Below are 18265 nucleotides of genomic sequence, written 5' to 3' on the forward strand. Positions count from 1 at the left end.
CTTTACTCCTTCTCTTTGGCATCCGGCAACTGCCAGAAATCGAAAAAATTGAACCAGTCCAATGGTGACTGGAGCGCATAGTGTTCCAGGCGCTGCGCGTAGCGATCGACCGCCTCCTGCAGGGCCGCCTGGCGTTCAGCCCGGGGCAGCACCAGCGGATCGGCAAAGGGTTCGCAGTGAATACGCAGCTTGCCCTGCTGGCGCAGTGCAAAAATAAGCTGTACCGGACAACGCAGAATGGCGGCCAGAATAAACGGCCCCTGCGGGAAGGGGGCCGGCTGGCCCATAAATTCGCTCCAGCAGACGCGCCATTCGCCGCCGCGCTGGGGCGTCACGGCAATGCGATCGCCGACGATAGCCACCCATTCGTTACGCTCCAGCTTCTCTTGCAGCAACATGGCGGTATCCGGGCCGATATCGTTGACCGGTATCAGGTTCACCCCGGCCTGCGGCGCCATCTCTTCCATGATCTGCTTAAAGCGGCGGGCGTTCTCGCTAAACACCAGCGCGTTAATGACCTGACCGCCCTGCAGCTGCGCCAGCGCCCGACAGGCTTCGACATCGCCGAGGTGCGAGGCCAGTAGCAGTTTGCCGGTAGGGGCGCCGCTATTGAGCGCGGCTTCGGCTCCGGGAGCGAACACAACATCGCGATCGAAACGTAGCTCCCCGCGCCAGCTGGCGATTTTATCGAGCATTGCGTCGCCAAAACGCAGGAAATGGCGGTAGCTGGTGAGCTGCGCCGGCAGCGGCTGCTGGCAGGCGGCCAACTGCGTTCGCACCCGGGCCAGCCAGTTCTGTGAGGCGCGACGGGCACGATGCGCCGTCAGCCAGTAAACGCCGACCACCGGGTAGAGCAACCATGAAAATACGTTGCGGCCCAGGAGACGCCACACCAGCAGCATCAGACGCATTCCCCATAATCCCCTGACCTCATCCTGGCGCGCCCAGTGGGTCGCCCGGCGACGCAGCAACAGGGAAGGGATACGCGGCAACATGCCAAGGAACAGGCGGGTGTGCATCCACGAGATGCGGCAGTTGTCCTTCAGGGCGTCGAAATGAGACAGCCCGTCGGTGGGATAGGTGACCCGGGTCGGGACAAAATAGCTGTCATGGCCCTGCCAGTAGAGGCGCACCATGACTTCGGTATCGAAATCCATTCGCTTACCCAGCGCCACGCGCTGCGCCAGCTGCAACGTCGGGCCAATCGGGTAGACGCGAAAGCCGCACATGCTGTCTTTCAGCTGCAGCGAGAGGGTTTCAATCCATACCCAGATGTGGGTTATCCAGCGGCCATACAGCCGCGAGCGAGGAATGGAATCGTCGTAAATGGGCTGGCCGGAAATCAGCGCGGTGGGGTGCGCCTGTGCCAGCGCGAGCAGCCGGGGAATATCCTCAATGGCGTGCTGGCCGTCGGCATCTACCTGCACGGCATGGCTGAACCCGGCATCCGCGGCGGCCTGAAGTCCGCGGATCACGGCGCAACCTTTGCCGGCGTTCTCCGCCAGGCGGATCAGCATCAGGTCAGGTTCCTGCAAGTCCAGCTGCGCCAGGACCTCGCGGGTTGCCGCGTCGCTGCCATCATCGACGACGATGCAGGGCAGCGCGAAAGGCCGCAGGCGGGCAATGACCTGCGCCATCATGGCGCCGTGGTTGTAGCAAGGGATCACCACACAGGGATTGACGATTAGCGACATAGGCGGATCTTCCCGCTGCTGGCGGTATGGCGCGCCTCACCATCGTGGCGTTGATAGCTGAAGGCCAGAATCTGGCGTTCGGGCTGCCAGCTGAGGCTGAGGGTGACGGTGGTCTCCGGCAGCAGCGGCGCCTGAAATTTAACGTTTTGAATGCCCTGGAACCGCCAGCCTGGCGCCAGCAGCGTGGTGGCATAATGCATCACCCAGTCCAGTTGCGCGACGCCGGGCAGCAGCGGCTGGACGGCAAAATGACCGCGAAACCACGGCAGGTCCGGGTCGAGATGCAGAACAATCTCCACCTGTTGGGGTTGTGCCTGATGGCGTTCAATCTCACGGGGTTTCAAGAAACAACTCCTGTAACTGCGCATAGACACGCTTGTTCATGCTGTTGACCGGAATGTCGTCGATAACGCGCCAGTAGCGGGGGATGGCGACCGGCTCCAGCGTCGGGCGCAGCGCCCGTCGCCACGTTTGCTCAAGGGCTTTGCTGGCGTGTTGCCACTTCTGCCGGGTGTGTTCATCCAGCACCAGCAGGACACCGATATTCTGGCGACCACCGCGGGTCACGGGCAGCGCGACGGCGTCGCGAATGCCCTCCAGCGCCAGAAGGCGCTGTTCAATGTCGCTGAGCGAAATGCGCTTTTCTTCAATTTTCACGACCCGTCCACGGCGGCCTGCCAGCTGGAAATGACCGTTGGCGGTGAACTGCAGGCTGTCATCGAGCAACAGGCCGTCTTCTTCGGCTATCAGCGGTGAAAAAACGCGAAATGCCTGGTTTTGTGGCATAAATCTGACGCCGGGCAGCGGCTGCCAGTCGCCGTCTGGCCGATCGCGAAAACGCCAGGCCAGAACGCCGGTTTCGGTGCTGCCGTATATCTCATCCGGCCAACGTTTAAGCCAGCCAAACGTGCGGGTGACATCCTGCCAGGCGAGCAGGCCCCCGGCGGAGATAATGAGCCCGACCGGCGGCGGCGTCAGCCGGGCGTCCAGGCGTTTTAATAGGGCCGGACTGCTGATAAACGCATAGCGATGTTGCGGATTCAGGGCGCTGAGCTGCTCGGCGTAGTTCAGCGTGGTGGCGTGCAGCGGCAGACCAAGCGCCATCGGTAAAAACAGACGGAACGTCAGGCCGTACAGGTGCTGGGGCGCCACCGAGGCGATAATGCGGCAGCCGGCCAGCCGTTCGCCAAAGTGCGCGGCCAGCAGAGCGGCTTCGCGGTCGAGGCACACCAGCGGCTTGATCACCCGCTTCGGTTGTCCTGTTGACCCGGAGGTGAACAGCTCCACGCGGGCGTCATCGGCGATATCGCGTAGCGCGATGGATTGTGTTGGGTCCTGCGGCGAACTGCTGATGGTCAGCGCAGGGCCGTTCCAGCCGAGAGTTTTATCGCTGAGCAGACCATCAAACAGTGCTCGCTGTTCATTCAGCAGCGAAACCCGGCTGTGCCCCGGCATCACCGGCGTTTTTCCAGCGTGCAGGGTGGCCAGCAGCGCCACCAGAAACAGGTAGCTGTCGTCGAAGCACAGCGCCCAGCGCTGGCCCTGCTGCTGGTCCAGGTAAGTTACCCAGCGCGCGACATCGTGGCGCAGATGGTTGACCGTCCAGCGTTGCTGGCCTTGCCAGGCGATGAGGGTATCGGCCGGACGCGGGGCGCTCAGCCAGCGGGAGATGGGCAGAGGCGCGTTCATGTGGCGTCCCGCTTTATGACCCGGCGGCGTACCAGCCACTCTCCGGCCATCAGCGTCCCCATCAGCAGGTAGGCAATCATGCCATTCCAGGCGGTCCACAGCGCCATATCGCCATGCAGTGCGGTGAACAGGGCGATACTGCCGTTACCGATAAAAAACAGACACCAGATCTGGGTGACCCGCCGGGTATAGCAGATAGCCGCGGCGGGAAGCTGAGGGTCCTGAATACGTGCCAGGCGTTCAACGATCGGCATCGCCGACCACAGCGAACCGCCGAAAATAGTCAGCATCACGGCGTTGACCACCACCGGGTAAAATAGCAGTAGCTGGTGCGTTTTCAGCACATAGCTGGCCGCGCACAGCGTGATACCGGCCAGCGCTACGACCTGGGTGACGATGCGCAGAGGCCCGGCCTGGCGCCGGGTCTGATAGAAGCGTAAAAACAGCAGCAGCGCCATCAGCGGAAGCAGCCAGTGCAGACTGTTATGCGCCAGACCCAGCCAGATTAACACGGGCCAGGCGAGCAGCAGCAGATTCGTCAGCAGCGGTATCCCCCGACGCGAAAAGGCCTCCGACATGCGGATCAGGCTTCTCGGGAGAGACGTTCTAGCGCATCAACGACATCCTGCACGGTGCGCACGGCTTTAAACTCTTCGGCCTTAATCTTCTTGCTGGTTTTCTTTTGCAGGTGGACGATCATGTCGACCGCGTCAATGCTGTCCAGCTCGAGATCTTCGTACAGGCGCGCCTGCGGCGTGATGTCCTGGGGATCGATCTCAAACAGTTTGACCAGCAGTGCCGAGACTTCTGCGTAAATATCTTGTGGTTCAGTCATGGTACGTGCCTCAGGTTCGTTGAGCGTGGATAAAAGCGGCCAGGGTAGCAACGGAGAAAAAGTGTTGGCGCATCTCGTCGCTTTCGGCTGAGAGCACGACGCCATACTGGTTTTTCACCGCCAGCCCCAGCTCCAGGGCATCAATCGAATCCAGACCGAGTCCATCACCAAAGAGTGCCGCATCGGTATCGATGTCGTCAGGCGACAGTTCGTCCAGATTCAGCGTAGTTATTATGAGTTTTTTAATTTCAAGATAGAGCGCTTGCATCATTAATTCCTGAGCCAGGCGTAGTACCTGATTGTAACTGGAGCAAAAGATGCCGGTTGAGCTGCCTGGCCGCCAGGGACGGTTCATGCAGGTTGGCATCGTAAAACTGGCTTATATCTACCCGCTCGCGTACCTCAATGGTAAACAGGGGTTTAGTTGGCGGCGCATCGTACCATTTGCACTGCTTACCAAGCATGTGCTCGCTGCAGCGGATCGTCACGATCCGTACATCGCTGGCACAACGCACGGCAATATTGGCCGCGCCGCGTTGTAATGTCATTTTCTCGCCGGGGCGGGTACGGGTGCCCTCAGGAAAGATCAGGATAGTATCGCCCTGCTGCAGTCGCTGCTGGCTGGCGGGCAGTAGTGAATCAGCCTGGTCGTTGATCAAATAGTCCGCCGCGCGGATCACGCCGCTGACGAAAGGGTTGTTGAGTAAGGCGCTTTTCACCAGGCAGTCGGTCTCGGGCATGATTGACGCCAGCATCACATAATCAATCAGGCTGGGATGGTTGGCGACGACCAGGCACCCGCGTTCCTGACGCAGAACTGCTTCGCCCTCAATACGGTAGTCCAGCACGCCGACGGTTCGGACCACCGTTAAAAAGAGGCGGAAGCTGGCCCCGATGCTGCGTCGTGCCAGGCGACGACGGCGGGTTTTATTCCTCACCACCACCAGTAGCAGGTTGAACCAGATAAGAGACAGCACTAATCCACCGAGACCAAACAGGGCGAAACAGACGCCGGTCATGGCGCCTCGCCAGACCCGGTTTACGCCCTGCATAATGCCGCTCATGCGCGACTCCAGCGCCACTGCAGGCGTTCGCCCGGGAGGGTGAAGTCGGTGTGGTCTTGCAAGTAGTGCTGTAAAAACAGCAGGCTTTGCGGAAGTTCTGGCTCATCGTCGCGCGCGGCCCCTACCGTGGTACAGCGCCACGCATCGCCGGCCTCGATCACCAGCGCCAGCGCGTAGGGCCAGGTGGGCATGGTGGGAGCCAACTGAGGATGATAAAACTCTGGCAGGTGGCCATCGAAATCGACCATCAGCACCCGTTGATAGCCGGCACTCAGCAGGCACATTACTTCACATAACCCTTGCTGGAAGGAGTCCCGCCCGGCAGAGAGTGAAGAGGAGGTTATCGGCTGTTGAGCGGTAATGGTCAGATTGCCCACCGCCGAGTTGTGTACCGAAAGCGCGAAGTCGGTAGGGGAGATATCCTGCCCCGTCGCCAGGGCGTGGAGCAGGCGATAGTTGCGCTCCAGCTCACCGTGGCGGCTGGTGTACAGCACGGCGTCGATATGATGGCGGCGCAGCATCGCCAGCCCACACTCCACGGCGAGCTTACTCCCCGAGCTGAGCCGTCTGGCGGCCATCATCGGTAATTCACTTAATTTTGCCTGCGGCGCTGCCGGATCGATGGCGTGCGGCTGCCGTGACCATTGCTGCCACTGCGCCGTTTCGCTAAGCCCAGGGGCTCTGCCCTGCCAGTCAACTATGTTTAGTGAGAATTTCATCAACGCGCATCCGCGATAAACCGGTGATTCCAGCTACGTTTTTTGAACGCCGCTTTGTATTTTCTTCTGGCCCGCGAATACAGTATGGCTAACGTCTGAACCAACGGCGTGTTACCAGCCAGGATTTTTAGCGCTCGGCTTTTTCTGCCGAACGGGTATCTGCTGCTCAGTGCAGAGTGAGGGCATACTGGCAAGCATATTCACCGCCTGGCAAATTAGGTGGTGAAGTCAGCGCGTATTTTCATTATTTTCGCATGCCAGTGCAATTTATTATGGTAATTATTCGCGGCTGATAGCGATATTCCGTTATTCCATCAACAGGCCGATGACTACTCTCTGACATTTCCGCCACAAATTGCCGCAGCAGGCAGGCGAATACATAGGAGAATGCCGAATTCGCTCCCGCCATCCCTATTTTTCAGCATGAGGAAGCGAATGAGTACTTCCTCAGGAAACAATAGCGATGGCGGAGGTAAGGTGGTTAGCGAATCGCGTCAGCAGCCAGGTTGGCCTGAATATCTTTATCCAGATTATGTACCCAGCGGTTGTAGTTTTTATGGATCTTCCCGCCGGAGGCCATCAGATTGAAGCTGCTATCGTAATGAATGGCATAGCCGTTGGCGGAGTACGGAATACGGACTTCAGCAATATGGTCGCGAACCTGCTGGCGGGCTTTGATGACGCCAGGTGCCGGCTCTGTCATGATCCACTGACGCTGAACACCGGCCCGCAGAATGGCCTGCTTGACCTGGTCGGCGCTGTGACCGGCGCTGACGGTGGTCTGAATTTGTTCAACCGGCGCCGTACGTGCGCAACCTGCCAGGGTAGCGGCGACGGCAATAACGGCCAGCCACTGCATAAACTTTCTCATAAACACTCCTTGTTGAATTAGGGGAATACCACGCAACGGTGGCTGGTGAAAAATATCATCAGTCAAAATAAAACCCCAGATAAATAGCGATGGTGATTTCAATTTTTTCCCAACCGGCAGTTTTGATCATAAAAGCGTGCGGACCCGAGTGGCGCTCGCTTCAGGTGATGCTGAACGTGCGCTATAACCGTGCAATGGCAATTTATCTTGCTCAGAACGCTAACATTATTTTTTCCGGCAGGTTAATAATTCGCAATATTTAGCCACCGCGTCTGAGTTATTTAAATATAGACAAGCCGATACTTCCCCTACGCCGCCGGTATGCTGCTGAAACGTGATTTTATGCGTAGCTGGCTGCTTTTGTGTGGGCGACGTGGTAATAGTGAAACACTGTTGTAAAAATCTGGTGAACCCAATGCCCGAACCCGTCGACGAACCGGCGCTGAATGGATTGCGCCTCAATCTGCGGATTGTTTCAGTAGTGATGTTTAATTTTGCCAGCTACCTGACGATTGGCCTGCCGTTGGCGGTACTGCCCGGCTATGTACATGATGTTATGGGGTTCAGCGCCTTCTGGGCCGGGCTGGTAATCAGTTTGCAATACTTTGCCACGCTGCTCAGTCGCCCGCATGCCGGGCGTTACGCTGACCTGCTGGGGCCAAAAAAGATTGTGGTCTTTGGGCTGTGCGGCTGCTTCCTCAGCGGTCTGAGCTATTTGCTGGCGGCGGTCGGCGGCGACTGGCCGCCGATCAGCCTGACGCTGCTGTGCCTGGGGCGCGTGATTCTCGGCATTGGGCAAAGCTTTGCTGGTACCGGTTCGACCTTGTGGGGCGTGGGCGTCGTTGGCTCACTGCACATCGGACGGGTGATTTCGTGGAACGGTATCGTGACCTACGGGGCGATGGCAATTGGTGCACCGCTTGGCGTGCTTTGTTATTCCCTCGTGGGCCTGCAGGGGCTGGCGTTGACGATTATGGCCGTGGCGCTGGTGGCGATTCTTTGCGCACTGCCAAAAGCAGCGGTCAGGGCGACCAGGGGCAAGGTCATGTCGTTTCGCGCGGTGCTCGGCCGGGTCTGGCCATATGGCATGGCGCTGGCGCTGGCGTCCGCGGGTTTTGGCGCGATCGCGACCTTTATCACGCTGTTTTACGATGCCAAAGGCTGGGACGGTGCAGCGTTCGCGCTGACGTTGTTTAGTTGTGCATTTGTCGGCACCCGTCTGCTTTTCCCCAACGGGATTCAGCGTCTGGGGGGGCTCAACGTCGCGATGCTGTGCTTCAGCGTGGAGATCGTCGGGCTGTTACTGGTGGGGCTGGCAGAAACGTCGCTGATGGCGAAAATCGGTACCTTCCTGGCCGGCGCCGGTTTTTCGCTGGTCTTCCCGGCGCTGGGCGTGGTGGCGGTAAAGGCGGTACCGCAGCAGAATCAGGGCTCGGCGCTGGCGACCTACACGGTATTTATGGATCTTTCACTAGGAATGACCGGGCCGTTGGCGGGCTTGCTGATGGCGTGGGTCGGCATATCGGCGATTTATCTGGTGGCTGCGGGGCTGGTGGCGGTGGCGCTGGTGTTAGGCTGGCGGTTAAAAAAACGGCCCCCGGTGGTAGAACCGGAGGCCGCGACGCCGGGCCAGTAGTTACTGGATGGCGAGGGTATTGATGATGCTTTCTGCTTCAGTCTGCGCCTGCTGCTGGTTGTCTGCTGGCAGGGTGATCTGCAGGGTCAGCAGTTTGTCGTCAATCTTGCCGAGCAGTACGGAAGACCATGCGGTCTGACCCTTGGCGGAGATGATGCTGTCCAGCTGTTGCAGGGTGTGGCCTTTGACCTCAACTGATTTATTGGTCACCACCTGCAGCTGCGGATCGCGGCTGCGCTGCTGCTCTTCCAGGCGCTGGGCCAGCACGCTTAACTCTTCATTGGTGCTGTCGCCGACAATCACAATCACCGCTTTTTGCCCGGTGACGTCAGAGTAGACGTGCATATTGTTGGACTGAGTGCCCAGCTTGCCGCTCTGATCGGTCATTCCCGCCGGCAGGGAGAAACTCAGCTTGCCATCCAGCAGGCTAACGGTTTGTCCGCTGGCGTTGCTCTGTGCTGCAGCCCCTTCGGTTGGCGTTTTTGAATCGCTGTTATCACAGGCCGCAAGACCTACAACCAGCAGGCCAATACCGACATATTTAACCAAATTGCGCATTGACTTCTTCCTTTCGATAAACGGCCATTAACGGCTCATCCGTGTATCTTATCACATCAACCTGTGAGTACTCTTAACCTGGCTGCAATGCCGATAAATCAGATTTATCTGCCAGTTTTTTCATCAGCATATTCAATAGCATGCCATACATCGGCAGGAAGAACACAATGCTGATCAGCACCTTGAAGCTGTAGTCGACAATCGCAATCTCTCCCCAGTTCGCCGCCATAAACGGGTCCGGGCTGCGCCAGAACGCGATAAAGAAAAAGGCCAGCGTATCGCTGACGTTGCCGAACAGGGTCGACGCGGTTGGCGCCAGCCACCAGCGGCGGTTTTGACGCAGGCGGTTAAAGACGTGGACATCAAGGATCTGACCCAGCGCGTAGGCCATAAAGCTGGCGGCCGCGATACGGGCGACGAACAGGTTAAAGTGGGTCAGCGCGGCGAAACCCTGCCACTCGCCCATATAGAACAGGGAAGAGACGCCGTAAGAGATCAGCAACGCCGGGATCATCACGGCCAGGATAATGCGTCGCGCCAGCGGAGCGCCGAAAATCCGCACCGTCAGATCGGTGGCGAGGAAAATAAACGGAAAGCTAAACGCGCCCCAGGTGGTATGAAAACCGAAAATGGAGATCGGGAGCTGCACCAGATAGTTGCTGGAGGTGATCACCAGCAAATGGAAAAGCGAAAGCCAGACCAGCGCTTTTGTACGCTGTACGGTAGTAAAGGGACTCATATTGTGACCTTTTTAGTGATTGGGGTGAGGGAACCCAATAAATCAATACTCGCGAGCGATGTGCCTGCGCGCGTGTACCAGTATGAAGCGGCAGAATGATACTGCGTTGCGCGGGTATTGCAACGGTTGTTTTTCGCGCAAACGTTAACCTGACTTGCGTAGTGCAAAAGTGGCGGTAAACTAGGGCCGTTTTGTTGATGTGAGATGAAAATGACCGAACTTTTCTCCAGTCCTGACCACACGCTGGATGCTCAGGGCCTGCGTTGCCCGGAACCGGTAATGATGGTACGCAAGGCCGTACGTACCATGCCGGTGGGTGAGACGCTGCTGATTATCGCCGACGATCCGGCGACTACCCGCGATATTCCGGGGTTTTGCCGCTTTATGGAACACGAGCTGGTTGCCGAGGAAACGCAGGCGCTGCCGTACCGTTACCTGATCCGCAAAAGCCACTGATTTGCTTCAGGCTTCCTCGGAGGCGGTGCTGCGCACCTGTCCGGGCTACCTGACCGCACAGCCTGTAGCCCGGGCAAGGCACATCAAGCGCCGCCCCCGGGACTTTCCGCTTACTTCTGACGTAACAGTCGCAGAGCGTTCGCGGTGACCAGCACCGTCGCGCCGGTATCCGCCAGCACCGCCAGCCACAGCCCGGTTAATCCAAGCAGGGTGGTGATCAGGAAAATCCCCTTCAGCCCTAGCGCGATGGCAATATTTTGCCGGATATTAGCGTGGGTGGCGCGGGCCAGGGTAATCATCTGCGCCAGGCCGGTTAAACGGTTATGGGTTAAGGCGGCGTCGGCGGTCTCCAGCGCCACGTCGGTCCCGCTACCCATGGCGATACCGATGGTTGCGGCCTTCATTGCCGGGGCGTCGTTAATCCCGTCGCCAACCATCGCCAGCGGCGCCTCGGCGTTGAGCGCCGTCACCGCCGTGACCTTATCGGCTGGCAGCAGCCCGGCGCGGAACGCCAGTCCCAGCTCTCCGGCAATCGCCGCCGCCGCGCGTGGGTTATCCCCGGTGAGGATCACCCCTTTGACGCCCAGACGATGCAGATCGTCGACCGCCTGACGGGCGTCATCCCGTAACGTGTCCTGCAACGCCAGAATCCCCAGCAGCGCCTGCTCGCGCTGTACCAGCACCACCGTCTGCCCGGCGTTCTCCAACTGCTGAATCTGCGCCTCATGGTGCGGCGCAGAACCGTTACCCGCCGCGCAAATCAAGATTCGATGGCCGTCGACCTCGGCTTCAATTCCGGAGCCTGCCAGCGCGCGCTGGTTGCGGGCCGAGGGGATCACTAGCTGGCGCTGCTGTGCTTCCCGCACAATGGCCTGCGCCAGCGGATGGCTGGAGCCTTGCTCCACCGCCGCTGCCAGCGCCAGCAGACTGTTTTCATCTTCATCGCTCAGCGCGATGGTGGCGGTGACGCGCGGCCGACCGACGGTCAACGTTCCGGTCTTGTCAAAGGCGACCTGGCGCACCTGTCCCAGCTGTTCCAGTGCCGCACCGCCCTTAATTAATGCCCCGCGACGGGCTGCCACGGCCAGCCCGGAGGTAATCGCCGCCGGCGTGGAAATCACCAGCGCGCAGGGGCAGCCGATCAGCAGCAGCGTCAAACCTTTGTAGATCCACGGCAGCCAGGCGGCGCTAAAGAACAGCGGCGGGACGATCGCTACCAGCAGGGCGACGACCATAATGGCTGGCGTATAGACCCGGCTGAAGCGATCGATAAAACGCTCAATCGGCGCCCGACGCTCTTCGGCCTCTTCAATCAGCTTCAGAATACGGTCAATGGCGCTGTCGCCCGGTTCAGATATCACTGTCAGCTGCACTAATCGATCGACGCTGGTGGCGCCTGCCGCCACGCGCTCGCCTGAGCGACGTTCGACCGGTACGGATTCACCGGTTAAGGCACTTTCATCGAAGCTGGCAAACGGTGTCAGCAGTTGACCATCGGCGGGTAAACGGCCGCCGGCGGCGACTTCAATTACGTCGCCGGGACGCAAATCGCGCTGGGCGACGGTTTGCCGCTCGCCGTTGCGGACGCGAATGGCGGTATCGGGTTTTAAGGCCATCAGCGCGCTCACGCCCTGGCGGGCACGGCTGGCGGCCCAGCCTTCAAGACGTTCGCCAATCAGAAACAGCAGCAGCACCATCGCCGCCTCAGCGGTGGCGCCGATAAACAACGCCCCGATGGCGGCAACGCTCATCAGTGTTTCAATGGCAAACCAGCTGCCGCTGCGGATCAGGCGTACGGCCTGGCGGGCGACGGGCCACAGTCCCACGAGGGTGGTGGCGATGAATGCCAGTTCGCCCAGCGGGTGGTTGAACTGTTCCAGGCCCCAGCTCAGCACCATCATCAGCACCAGCGTCACCAGAGGCAGGTTTTCGCGCAGACGTGAGACCTTCGGCACCGGGGCGCTTTCATCGCGTAGCGTATAGCCTGCCGCGCGTACCGCACTTTCAATGCGGTCGCGGACATCGCCATCGGCGTTCACCAGCAGCTTCTCGGTGGCAAACACCACCTGAACCTGGCTGACGCCCTCGACCTGGCGCACGGCGGTTTCTACCTTGCGGGCGCAGGCGGCGCAGTCCATCCCTTCGACTAACCAACGGTAACGCGCTTCGTTTAAAGGCGTGCTTTCAGGCGGCGTGGCGGTGGCACAGGTGGACTCCGTGCAGCAGCTGTCAGCCTGCGCAGTCACCGGCTTTAATTTGAATGACGAGAATTGCGGGACTTTTTTATCCTGAGCTTCTGGAGTCGACATGAGACCCTCCGGGTAATGATAATTTTCTCATTACCCGGAGGATACACTCTGGAGTCGACTCCAGAGTCAAGCAATTAATTACAGGTACAGCGCGCGGACGATCAGGAAGTGGCCGGCGAAGTAGCAGGCGGCAGCAATCGCGTTATCAGCGCGGAAGCGACGGCGATAGTGGCTGATCAGCCAGACGATATTGCTGAGCAGCAGGAATGACGCCCCGGCAAAGCCCGAAAGCGCGGTATCCGTCGGGCGGAAGAACCACAGCTCGCCGGCCAGCCAGACCATCACCAGCGTCATGCCGATAAAGGTAAACACCGGCATACGTAGCTCCTCAAGCCGGCTCCAGATCACCGCCAGCAGCAGGGCGCCGATAACCAGCAGGACCAGCGGCAGCGGCCAGAAAAATGACATCGTCATCTGGCTGGCAAACCAGATGGTATAGAGCAGGTGCGACAGGAAAAAGGCGCCGACCGCATACATTATCCGCTGGCGTGGCAGCAGCGTTAACGCATCGCCCAGCAGCGACGCGCACAGTCCGGCGAGCACCAGATAGCTGATGGCATTGAACATCGGTGCCTGCCAGGCCAGCAGCAGCAGCAGGATCAGGGTGACGGGTTTAAAAACCCAGCGTTGCCACGTGGGGCCGCGATAGGATGCATCGACATAAAGCCACGCGGAGAAACAGACAGCAATAAACGACCAAAGCATAGTAAGTCCTTGTATCTGTTATTATTAAATAATGGGTGTATTGACGGTACTGAATTCTAGTGTAGTGGGTCGGAGCGGCGGATGACAATGTTAATCAAGGCGCGGTATGCTTATTCCTGAGAATTCTTATGGGTTAGATGAATGAGTAAGGTACCGCTGTTTTTTATCGTCGTCGTCGCCATTATTGTGGTGGCCGCCTCGCTGCGCTATGTGCAGCAGCGACGGGAAAATATGAATAATGACGCCGCGCCAGTGCTGCAAAAGCGGGTGGTGGTGAGTAACAAGCGGGAAAAGGTGATCAACGATCGCCGTTCGCGCCAGCAGACCGTGACGCCTGCCGGCAGCGATATTCGCTACGAGGCCAGCTTCCGGCCAGAGACCGGTGGGCTGGAGGTCAGTTTTCGTCTTGAAGCCGCGCAATATCATGCGCTGAGCGTCGGCGACCGGGGGATGCTGAGCTTTCAGGGCTCAAGGTTTGTCGCGTTTACGCCAGAACCCTGAGCCGGTCTGTCATTTCTTACGCAGCGTGGCCTTGAGCTTTTTCTGCCAGGCCACCAGTTCGAACACGCCAAAGACAAAAATGCGTACCTGCTCAAAGCGCCCGAGCGGCGGGGCATCTTTCGGCTGGGTGGCCTTCAACAGCGTCAGCTGCAGGCCGTGCATCAGGATCATAAAGATCAGCGCGACGTTAACGAAAATATTCAGCGGCTTCGGGAAAGGCTGAAACAGGTTTAATAACAAAAACGCCCACACGCACAGCATCAGCACGCGGCCAAAATTAATCAGCATGATTTTCTCCTTGTGCCTCACGTTGGTAGAGACGGTAGGCGACCTGTCCGGCCACTTTTTCACGATACAGATGCCAGTTGACCGGCACCGGCGGTAAGCCATTTTCGACTTCGCTCTCGACGTAGACGAGCGCTTCATCGGCGAGCCAGCCGTTATTTTCCAGCAGGCGCAGCGTCTCTTCCAGCAGTCCTTTGCGGAACGGCGGGTCGACAAACACGATTTGGTGCGGCGTGCCGGGTTGATTCAGGTAGGTGAGCGTATTCGTATTGACCACCTTGCCGTGGGCCGCTTTCAGCGTCACCAGGTTTTTTTGCAGCTGTTGGGCGACGCCGCGCTCCATTTCCAGCAGCGTGGTATTTCCCGCATAGCGCGAGAGCGCTTCCAGCCCCAGAGCGCCGCTGCCGGCAAAGCAGTCGAGGCAGTGCGCCTGCGCCATGAACGGCGCTAGCCAGTTAAACAGGGTTTCGCGGACCCGGTCGGTGGTCGGGCGCAGGCCCGGGCTCTCCGGCACCGGTAATTTTCGGCCTCGCCATTGTCCGCCAATAATGCGGATCTGGCCGCTGCCTGCGTGGTTTGGTTTCTTCATCTCTTTGCTCAGGTCTCCACTTTCAGCCCGCTATTCTAGCGATCGAACGCGGATGACGAAACCTTAATCCGGGGGCGGTGATGCGAGTTAAGTTAAGTGATAGACTATCCGACTAATTTCATCATTTTTCAGCTTCCGCGCGTGATATGCCGAAGCTGTGCCATGAATAAACAGCGGGAGTGTCGTCGCAAATGGCAAAAGAGAAAAAACGTGGCTTCTTTTCCTGGCTGGGCTTTGGACAAAAAGAACAGGCGCAGGAAACCGAAAGCGAACAAAAAGTAGAAGGGCAGGACGAGGTTGTCGGGCAGCATCCGACAGAGACGCTGCCTGAGCAGACGGTTGCGACGCCAGAAGCGGATGCGGTTAACGCACCGGCGGTAGAAAAAGAAGACCCGGAGACCTTTGCGGCCGACGTCGTGGAGGTCACAGAGCAGGTGGTTGAGCGCGAGCTGCCGCCGGTGGTTGAAGACGCTGTGGTTATTGAAGAACCTGCTGTCGACGTGCCGCCGGTTGAAGACGTCGCGGTGGTTGAAGAGCCTGTGGTCGACGAGCCGCAGGTTGAAGAGATCGCGCTGGCTGAAGAACCGGTGGTTGAAGAACCAGAACCCGTGGTTGAAGCGCCTCGGGTTGAAGAGGTTGTCGTCACCGAACCGCTGGTCGAGGCGAGCCTTGCTGAGCCGGTTGTGGCGGAAGCGGTAGTCGACCTCGCGCCGGAGCAGGTGATGGCTGAGGCAGACGCCAGCGTTGTCGACGATGCGCTCATCGAAGAAGAGCCTGAGCTGTCCGATGAAGAGCTGGAAGCCCTGGCGCTGGCGTCACAGCCTGTTGATGCTGAACACGAAGAAGAAGATACCCAGGCGGAAGAGACTGCCCAGCAGGAGCAGGAAAAACCGACCAAAGAGGGCTTCTTCGCCCGGCTGAAACGTAGCCTGATTAAAACTAAACAGAACCTCGGTTCCGGATTTATCAGCCTGTTCCGCGGTAAAAAAATCGATGATGATCTGTTTGAAGAGCTGGAAGAGCAGCTGCTGATTGCCGATGTTGGCGTGGAAACGACCCGCAAGATCATTACCCATCTGACCGAAGGCGCCAGCCGTAAGCAGCTGCGCGATGCAGAAGCGCTGTATGGCCTGCTGAAAGAAGAGATGGGCGGCATCCTGGCGAAAGTCGATGAGCCGTTGAATGTTGAAGGGAAAACCCCGTTTGTTATTCTGATGGTTGGCGTCAACGGCGTCGGCAAAACCACCACCATCGGCAAGCTGGCGCGTCAGTTCGAGCAGCAGGGTAAATCGGTGATGCTGGCAGCGGGAGATACCTTCCGTGCCGCGGCGGTCGAGCAGCTGCAGGTCTGGGGCCAGCGTAACAACATTCCGGTGATTGCCCAGCATACCGGCGCGGATTCCGCATCGGTTATCTTCGATGCCATCCAGGCGGCGAAGGCGCGCAACGTCGATGTACTGATCGCCGATACCGCCGGCCGTCTGCAGAACAAATCGCATCTGATGGAAGAACTGAAGAAAATCGTCCGCGTGATGAAAAAACTGGATGAAGATGCGCCGCATGAGATCATGCTGACCATCGATGCCAGCACCGGGCAAAATGCGATTAGCCAGGCCAAGCTGTTCCATGAGGCCGTTGGACTGACCGGCATTACGCTGACTAAACTGGATGGCACCGCGAAGGGGGGCGTTATCTTCTCCGTCGCCGACCAGTTTGGTATTCCGATTCGCTACATTGGCGTCGGTGAACGTATTGAGGATCTGCGTCCGTTTAATGCGGGCGACTTTATTGAGGCACTTTTTGCCCGAGAGGATTAATCATGATTCGCTTTGAACAAGTCAGCAAAGCCTATCTCGGTGGGAGACAAGCGCTGCAGGGGGTGAACTTCCACCTGCAGTCGGGCGAGATGGCATTTCTGACCGGCCACTCCGGCGCGGGGAAAAGTACCCTGCTTAAGCTTATCTGCGGTATCGAGCGGCCGAGCGCCGGGAAAATCTTATTCGGCGGCCATGATATTAGCCGTCTGAAGAGCCGGGAGGTGCCGTTCTTACGTCGCCAGATCGGCATGATTTTCCAGGACCATCATCTGCTGATGGATCGTACGGTGTTTGATAATGTGGCTATCCCGCTGATTATTGCCGGCGCCAGCGGCGATGATATTCGCCGTCGTGTGTCGGCGGCGCTGGACAAGGTCGGGCTGCTGGACAAAGCGAAAAATCTCCCCATTCAACTCTCCGGCGGTGAACAGCAACGCGTAGGGATTGCCCGTGCGGTGGTGAATAAGCCGGCGGTACTGCTGGCGGACGAACCGACCGGTAACCTCGATGAGGCGCTTTCGGAAGGGATTTTACGTCTGTTTGAGGAGTTTAACCGCGTAGGGGTAACGGTTCTGATGGCGACGCACGACCTGGGGCTGATCTCCAGCCGCTCGTATCGTATGCTGACCCTGAGCGACGGTCATATGCATGGAGGCCACTGGGGTGAATAAGCGTGATGCAATAAATCAAATTCGCCAGTTTGGCAACCGGTTCGATCGCCTGCGCAATGGTGCTGGCGCGGGCGGCGGTGGCGGACGCAATGCGCCGAAGCGGCCTAAAGCGGCGCCATCCCCGGCTTCCCGTAAGAGCAACGTCTTTAACGAACAGGTTCGCTATGCCTGGCATGGTGCGCTTCAGGATTTGAAAAGCACGCCGCTCGCGACTTTCCTGACGATTATGGTTATCGCCATCTCGCTAACGCTGCCAAGCGTCTGCTACATGGTGTACAAAAACGTCAACACCGCGGCAGCGCAGTATTATCCTACCCCGCAGATCACCGTCTACCTCGAGAAAACGTTGGATGACGATGCAGCGGCGCGGGTTGTCGGTCAGCTGCAGGCGGAGCAAGGCGTTGAGAAGGTTAACTATCTGTCGCGTGACGAAGCGCTAGGAGAGTTCCGCAACTGGTCTGGCTTTGGCGGCGCGCTGGATATGCTGGAAGAGAACCCGCTGCCGGCGGTGGCGATTGTGGTGCCGAAGCTGGACTTCCAGGGAACCGAGGCATTGAATACGTTGCGCGATCGGGTGACGCGTATTCAGGGCGTCGATGAAGTGCGCATGGATGACAGTTGGTTCGCGCGTCTCTCTTCCTTAACGGGATTAGTAGGGCGTGTATCGGCCTTGATTGGTGTGTTAATGGTCGCTGCCGTGTTCCTGGTGATCGGCAACAGCGTGCGTCTGAGCATTTTTGCGCGCCGCGACACCATTAACGTGCAGAAGCTGATTGGCGCGACCGATGGATTTATTCTGCGTCCGTTCCTGTATGGCGGGGCGCTGCTGGGCTTTTGTGGCGCCTTCTTATCGCTGATTCTGTCGGAAATTATGGTGATGCGTCTGTCGTCAGCGGTGACCGAAGTGGCCCAGGTGTTCGGAACGAAATTTGAGCTCAGCGGTTTAGGCTTCGACGAGTGTCTGCTGATGCTGATCGTCTGCTCGATGATTGGCTGGGTTGCGGCCTGGCTGGCTACCGTCCAACATTTACGTCACTTTACCCCCGATTAAAAAAAGTCTGGTATAATCTTTCCCTGCACTGATGAATGTCTCTCTGCAGGGAAAGAGTCCCTGTTGTCTCTTCCCT

The 18265-nt window shown here is 58.6% G+C and carries 21 protein-coding genes; 6 read left to right on the forward strand and 15 right to left on the reverse strand.

Going from position 1 to position 18265, the window contains the following annotated elements; genetic code table 11:
* Positions 1–2: 2 nt before the first annotated feature.
* The 9 genes from ACMYSP_RS14050 to ACMYSP_RS14090 all read right to left on the reverse strand — a co-directional run bounded on the left by ACMYSP_RS14050 (position 3) and on the right by ACMYSP_RS14090 (position 6872).
* Complete coding sequence (locus tag ACMYSP_RS14050) at positions 3–1694, reverse strand: glycosyltransferase family 2 protein (RefSeq protein WP_434582661.1); 1692 nt, start codon at positions 1692–1694, stop codon at positions 3–5.
* On the reverse strand, positions 1685–2038 hold the full coding sequence (locus tag ACMYSP_RS14055) for an ApeI family dehydratase (protein WP_434582662.1): 354 nt from the start codon (positions 2036–2038) through the stop codon (positions 1685–1687). Before ACMYSP_RS14055 ends, ACMYSP_RS14050 begins: the two co-directional genes overlap by 10 nt.
* Complete coding sequence (locus ACMYSP_RS14060; RefSeq protein WP_434582663.1) at positions 2025–3383, reverse strand: AMP-dependent synthetase; 1359 nt, start codon at positions 3381–3383, stop codon at positions 2025–2027. Before ACMYSP_RS14060 ends, ACMYSP_RS14055 begins: the two co-directional genes overlap by 14 nt.
* Complete coding sequence (locus tag ACMYSP_RS14065; RefSeq protein WP_434582665.1) at positions 3380–3961, reverse strand: hypothetical protein; 582 nt, start codon at positions 3959–3961, stop codon at positions 3380–3382. Before ACMYSP_RS14065 ends, ACMYSP_RS14060 begins: the two co-directional genes overlap by 4 nt.
* A 5-nt stretch (positions 3962–3966) precedes the next feature.
* Complete coding sequence (locus ACMYSP_RS14070) at positions 3967–4218, reverse strand: acyl carrier protein (protein WP_434582666.1); 252 nt, start codon at positions 4216–4218, stop codon at positions 3967–3969.
* Positions 4219–4228: 10 nt separating this feature from the next.
* Positions 4229–4486 (reverse strand): phosphopantetheine-binding protein, encoded by a 258-nt coding sequence (locus ACMYSP_RS14075; protein ID WP_123757266.1) that lies wholly within the window; start codon positions 4484–4486, stop codon positions 4229–4231.
* Entirely contained in the window at positions 4467–5282 is an 816-nt protein-coding gene (locus ACMYSP_RS14080; protein WP_434582667.1) for a lysophospholipid acyltransferase family protein, read from the reverse strand. The genes ACMYSP_RS14075 and ACMYSP_RS14080 overlap by 20 nt, the downstream gene beginning before the upstream one ends.
* The gene (locus ACMYSP_RS14085; protein WP_434582668.1) at positions 5279–6001 is read right to left on the reverse strand and encodes a beta-ketoacyl synthase chain length factor; all 723 of its coding nucleotides are present in this window, start codon (positions 5999–6001) and stop codon (positions 5279–5281) included. Before ACMYSP_RS14085 ends, ACMYSP_RS14080 begins: the two co-directional genes overlap by 4 nt.
* Before the next feature lie 481 nt (positions 6002–6482).
* Positions 6483–6872 (reverse strand): hypothetical protein, encoded by a 390-nt coding sequence (locus ACMYSP_RS14090; protein ID WP_434582669.1) that lies wholly within the window; start codon positions 6870–6872, stop codon positions 6483–6485.
* Between the two features lie 415 nt (positions 6873–7287).
* On the opposite strand from ACMYSP_RS14090, the gene ACMYSP_RS14095 reads away from it, so the two are divergent.
* The gene (locus ACMYSP_RS14095) at positions 7288–8508 is read left to right on the forward strand and encodes an MFS transporter (RefSeq protein WP_434582670.1); all 1221 of its coding nucleotides are present in this window, start codon (positions 7288–7290) and stop codon (positions 8506–8508) included.
* Here ACMYSP_RS14095 and ACMYSP_RS14100 read toward each other — a convergent pair whose 3' ends face one another.
* Both ACMYSP_RS14100 and ACMYSP_RS14105 read right to left on the reverse strand, forming a co-directional pair.
* The gene (locus ACMYSP_RS14100; RefSeq protein ID WP_123757270.1) at positions 8509–9066 is read right to left on the reverse strand and encodes a DcrB family lipoprotein; all 558 of its coding nucleotides are present in this window, start codon (positions 9064–9066) and stop codon (positions 8509–8511) included. It abuts the gene before it with no gap.
* Between the two features lie 73 nt (positions 9067–9139).
* A complete protein-coding gene (locus ACMYSP_RS14105) occupies positions 9140–9805 on the reverse strand; it encodes a 7-cyano-7-deazaguanine/7-aminomethyl-7-deazaguanine transporter (RefSeq protein WP_434582672.1) in 666 nt (221 codons plus the stop codon).
* Between the two features lie 210 nt (positions 9806–10015).
* On the opposite strand from ACMYSP_RS14105, the gene tusA reads away from it, so the two are divergent.
* A complete protein-coding gene (tusA, locus tag ACMYSP_RS14110; protein WP_434582674.1) occupies positions 10016–10261 on the forward strand; it encodes a sulfurtransferase TusA in 246 nt (81 codons plus the stop codon).
* 110 nt (positions 10262–10371) lie between these two features.
* Here tusA and zntA read toward each other — a convergent pair whose 3' ends face one another.
* Positions 10372–12570, reverse strand: a complete 2199-nt coding sequence (gene zntA / locus ACMYSP_RS14115; RefSeq protein ID WP_434582675.1) for a Zn(II)/Cd(II)/Pb(II) translocating P-type ATPase ZntA — start codon at positions 12568–12570, stop codon at positions 10372–10374.
* 78 nt (positions 12571–12648) lie between these two features.
* Complete coding sequence (locus ACMYSP_RS14120; RefSeq protein WP_123757273.1) at positions 12649–13275, reverse strand: lysoplasmalogenase; 627 nt, start codon at positions 13273–13275, stop codon at positions 12649–12651.
* 141 nt (positions 13276–13416) lie between these two features.
* On the opposite strand from ACMYSP_RS14120, the gene ACMYSP_RS14125 reads away from it, so the two are divergent.
* Positions 13417–13776, forward strand: coding sequence for a DUF2500 domain-containing protein (locus ACMYSP_RS14125; RefSeq protein ID WP_434582677.1), 360 nt, complete (start codon positions 13417–13419; stop codon positions 13774–13776).
* Between the two features lie 9 nt (positions 13777–13785).
* Here ACMYSP_RS14125 and ACMYSP_RS14130 read toward each other — a convergent pair whose 3' ends face one another.
* Together ACMYSP_RS14130 and rsmD are read right to left on the reverse strand one after the other, a co-directional pair.
* A complete protein-coding gene (locus ACMYSP_RS14130; RefSeq protein WP_123757275.1) occupies positions 13786–14064 on the reverse strand; it encodes a DUF1145 family protein in 279 nt (92 codons plus the stop codon).
* Positions 14054–14650 (reverse strand): 16S rRNA (guanine(966)-N(2))-methyltransferase, encoded by a 597-nt coding sequence (rsmD, locus tag ACMYSP_RS14135; RefSeq protein WP_434582678.1) that lies wholly within the window; start codon positions 14648–14650, stop codon positions 14054–14056. The genes ACMYSP_RS14130 and rsmD overlap by 11 nt, the downstream gene beginning before the upstream one ends.
* Positions 14651–14841: 191 nt before the next feature.
* On the opposite strand from rsmD, the gene ftsY reads away from it, so the two are divergent.
* Genes ftsY through ftsX form a run of 3 tightly spaced genes read left to right on the forward strand, consistent with a single transcriptional unit; the run spans position 14842 to position 18189 of the window.
* Positions 14842–16467 carry a signal recognition particle-docking protein FtsY gene (gene ftsY / locus ACMYSP_RS14140; RefSeq protein ID WP_434582680.1) on the forward strand — a complete coding sequence of 542 codons (1626 nt, stop codon included), beginning with the start codon at positions 14842–14844 and terminating at the stop codon, positions 16465–16467.
* Between the two features lie 2 nt (positions 16468–16469).
* Entirely contained in the window at positions 16470–17138 is a 669-nt protein-coding gene (ftsE, locus tag ACMYSP_RS14145; RefSeq protein ID WP_004868565.1) for a cell division ATP-binding protein FtsE, read from the forward strand.
* Entirely contained in the window at positions 17131–18189 is a 1059-nt protein-coding gene (gene ftsX / locus ACMYSP_RS14150) for a permease-like cell division protein FtsX (protein WP_434582683.1), read from the forward strand. Before ftsE ends, ftsX begins: the two co-directional genes overlap by 8 nt.
* The last annotated feature ends 76 nt before the right edge of the window (positions 18190–18265 follow it).

Origin of the sequence: Klebsiella sp. R390, from assembly GCF_051131745.1 — a bacterium.
Lineage (GTDB): Bacteria > Pseudomonadota > Gammaproteobacteria > Enterobacterales > Enterobacteriaceae > Klebsiella.

Excerpts from the sequence above, each read along its gene's own strand:
- ACMYSP_RS14050 (WP_434582661.1), bottom strand. The coding sequence starts at position 1,694 with ATGTCGCTAATCGTCAATCCCTGTGTGGTGATCCCTTGCTACAACCAC.
- ACMYSP_RS14060 (WP_434582663.1), bottom strand. The coding sequence starts at position 3,383 with ATGAACGCGCCTCTGCCCATCTCCCGCTGGCTGAGCGCCCCGCGTCCG.
- ACMYSP_RS14065 (WP_434582665.1), bottom strand. The coding sequence starts at position 3,961 with ATGTCGGAGGCCTTTTCGCGTCGGGGGATACCGCTGCTGACGAATCTG.
- ACMYSP_RS14070 (WP_434582666.1), bottom strand. The coding sequence starts at position 4,218 with ATGACTGAACCACAAGATATTTACGCAGAAGTCTCGGCACTGCTGGTC.
- ACMYSP_RS14075 (WP_123757266.1), bottom strand. The coding sequence starts at position 4,486 with ATGCAAGCGCTCTATCTTGAAATTAAAAAACTCATAATAACTACGCTG.
- ACMYSP_RS14080 (WP_434582667.1), bottom strand. The coding sequence starts at position 5,282 with ATGAGCGGCATTATGCAGGGCGTAAACCGGGTCTGGCGAGGCGCCATG.
- ACMYSP_RS14085 (WP_434582668.1), bottom strand. The coding sequence starts at position 6,001 with ATGAAATTCTCACTAAACATAGTTGACTGGCAGGGCAGAGCCCCTGGG.
- ACMYSP_RS14090 (WP_434582669.1), bottom strand. The coding sequence starts at position 6,872 with ATGAGAAAGTTTATGCAGTGGCTGGCCGTTATTGCCGTCGCCGCTACC.
- ACMYSP_RS14095 (WP_434582670.1), top strand. The coding sequence starts at position 7,288 with ATGCCCGAACCCGTCGACGAACCGGCGCTGAATGGATTGCGCCTCAAT.
- ACMYSP_RS14100 (WP_123757270.1), bottom strand. The coding sequence starts at position 9,066 with ATGCGCAATTTGGTTAAATATGTCGGTATTGGCCTGCTGGTTGTAGGT.
- ACMYSP_RS14105 (WP_434582672.1), bottom strand. The coding sequence starts at position 9,805 with ATGAGTCCCTTTACTACCGTACAGCGTACAAAAGCGCTGGTCTGGCTT.
- tusA (WP_434582674.1), top strand. The coding sequence starts at position 10,016 with ATGACCGAACTTTTCTCCAGTCCTGACCACACGCTGGATGCTCAGGGC.
- zntA (WP_434582675.1), bottom strand. The coding sequence starts at position 12,570 with ATGTCGACTCCAGAAGCTCAGGATAAAAAAGTCCCGCAATTCTCGTCA.
- ACMYSP_RS14120 (WP_123757273.1), bottom strand. The coding sequence starts at position 13,275 with ATGCTTTGGTCGTTTATTGCTGTCTGTTTCTCCGCGTGGCTTTATGTC.
- ACMYSP_RS14125 (WP_434582677.1), top strand. The coding sequence starts at position 13,417 with ATGAGTAAGGTACCGCTGTTTTTTATCGTCGTCGTCGCCATTATTGTG.
- ACMYSP_RS14130 (WP_123757275.1), bottom strand. The coding sequence starts at position 14,064 with ATGCTGATTAATTTTGGCCGCGTGCTGATGCTGTGCGTGTGGGCGTTT.
- rsmD (WP_434582678.1), bottom strand. The coding sequence starts at position 14,650 with ATGAAGAAACCAAACCACGCAGGCAGCGGCCAGATCCGCATTATTGGC.
- ftsY (WP_434582680.1), top strand. The coding sequence starts at position 14,842 with ATGGCAAAAGAGAAAAAACGTGGCTTCTTTTCCTGGCTGGGCTTTGGA.
- ftsE (WP_004868565.1), top strand. The coding sequence starts at position 16,470 with ATGATTCGCTTTGAACAAGTCAGCAAAGCCTATCTCGGTGGGAGACAA.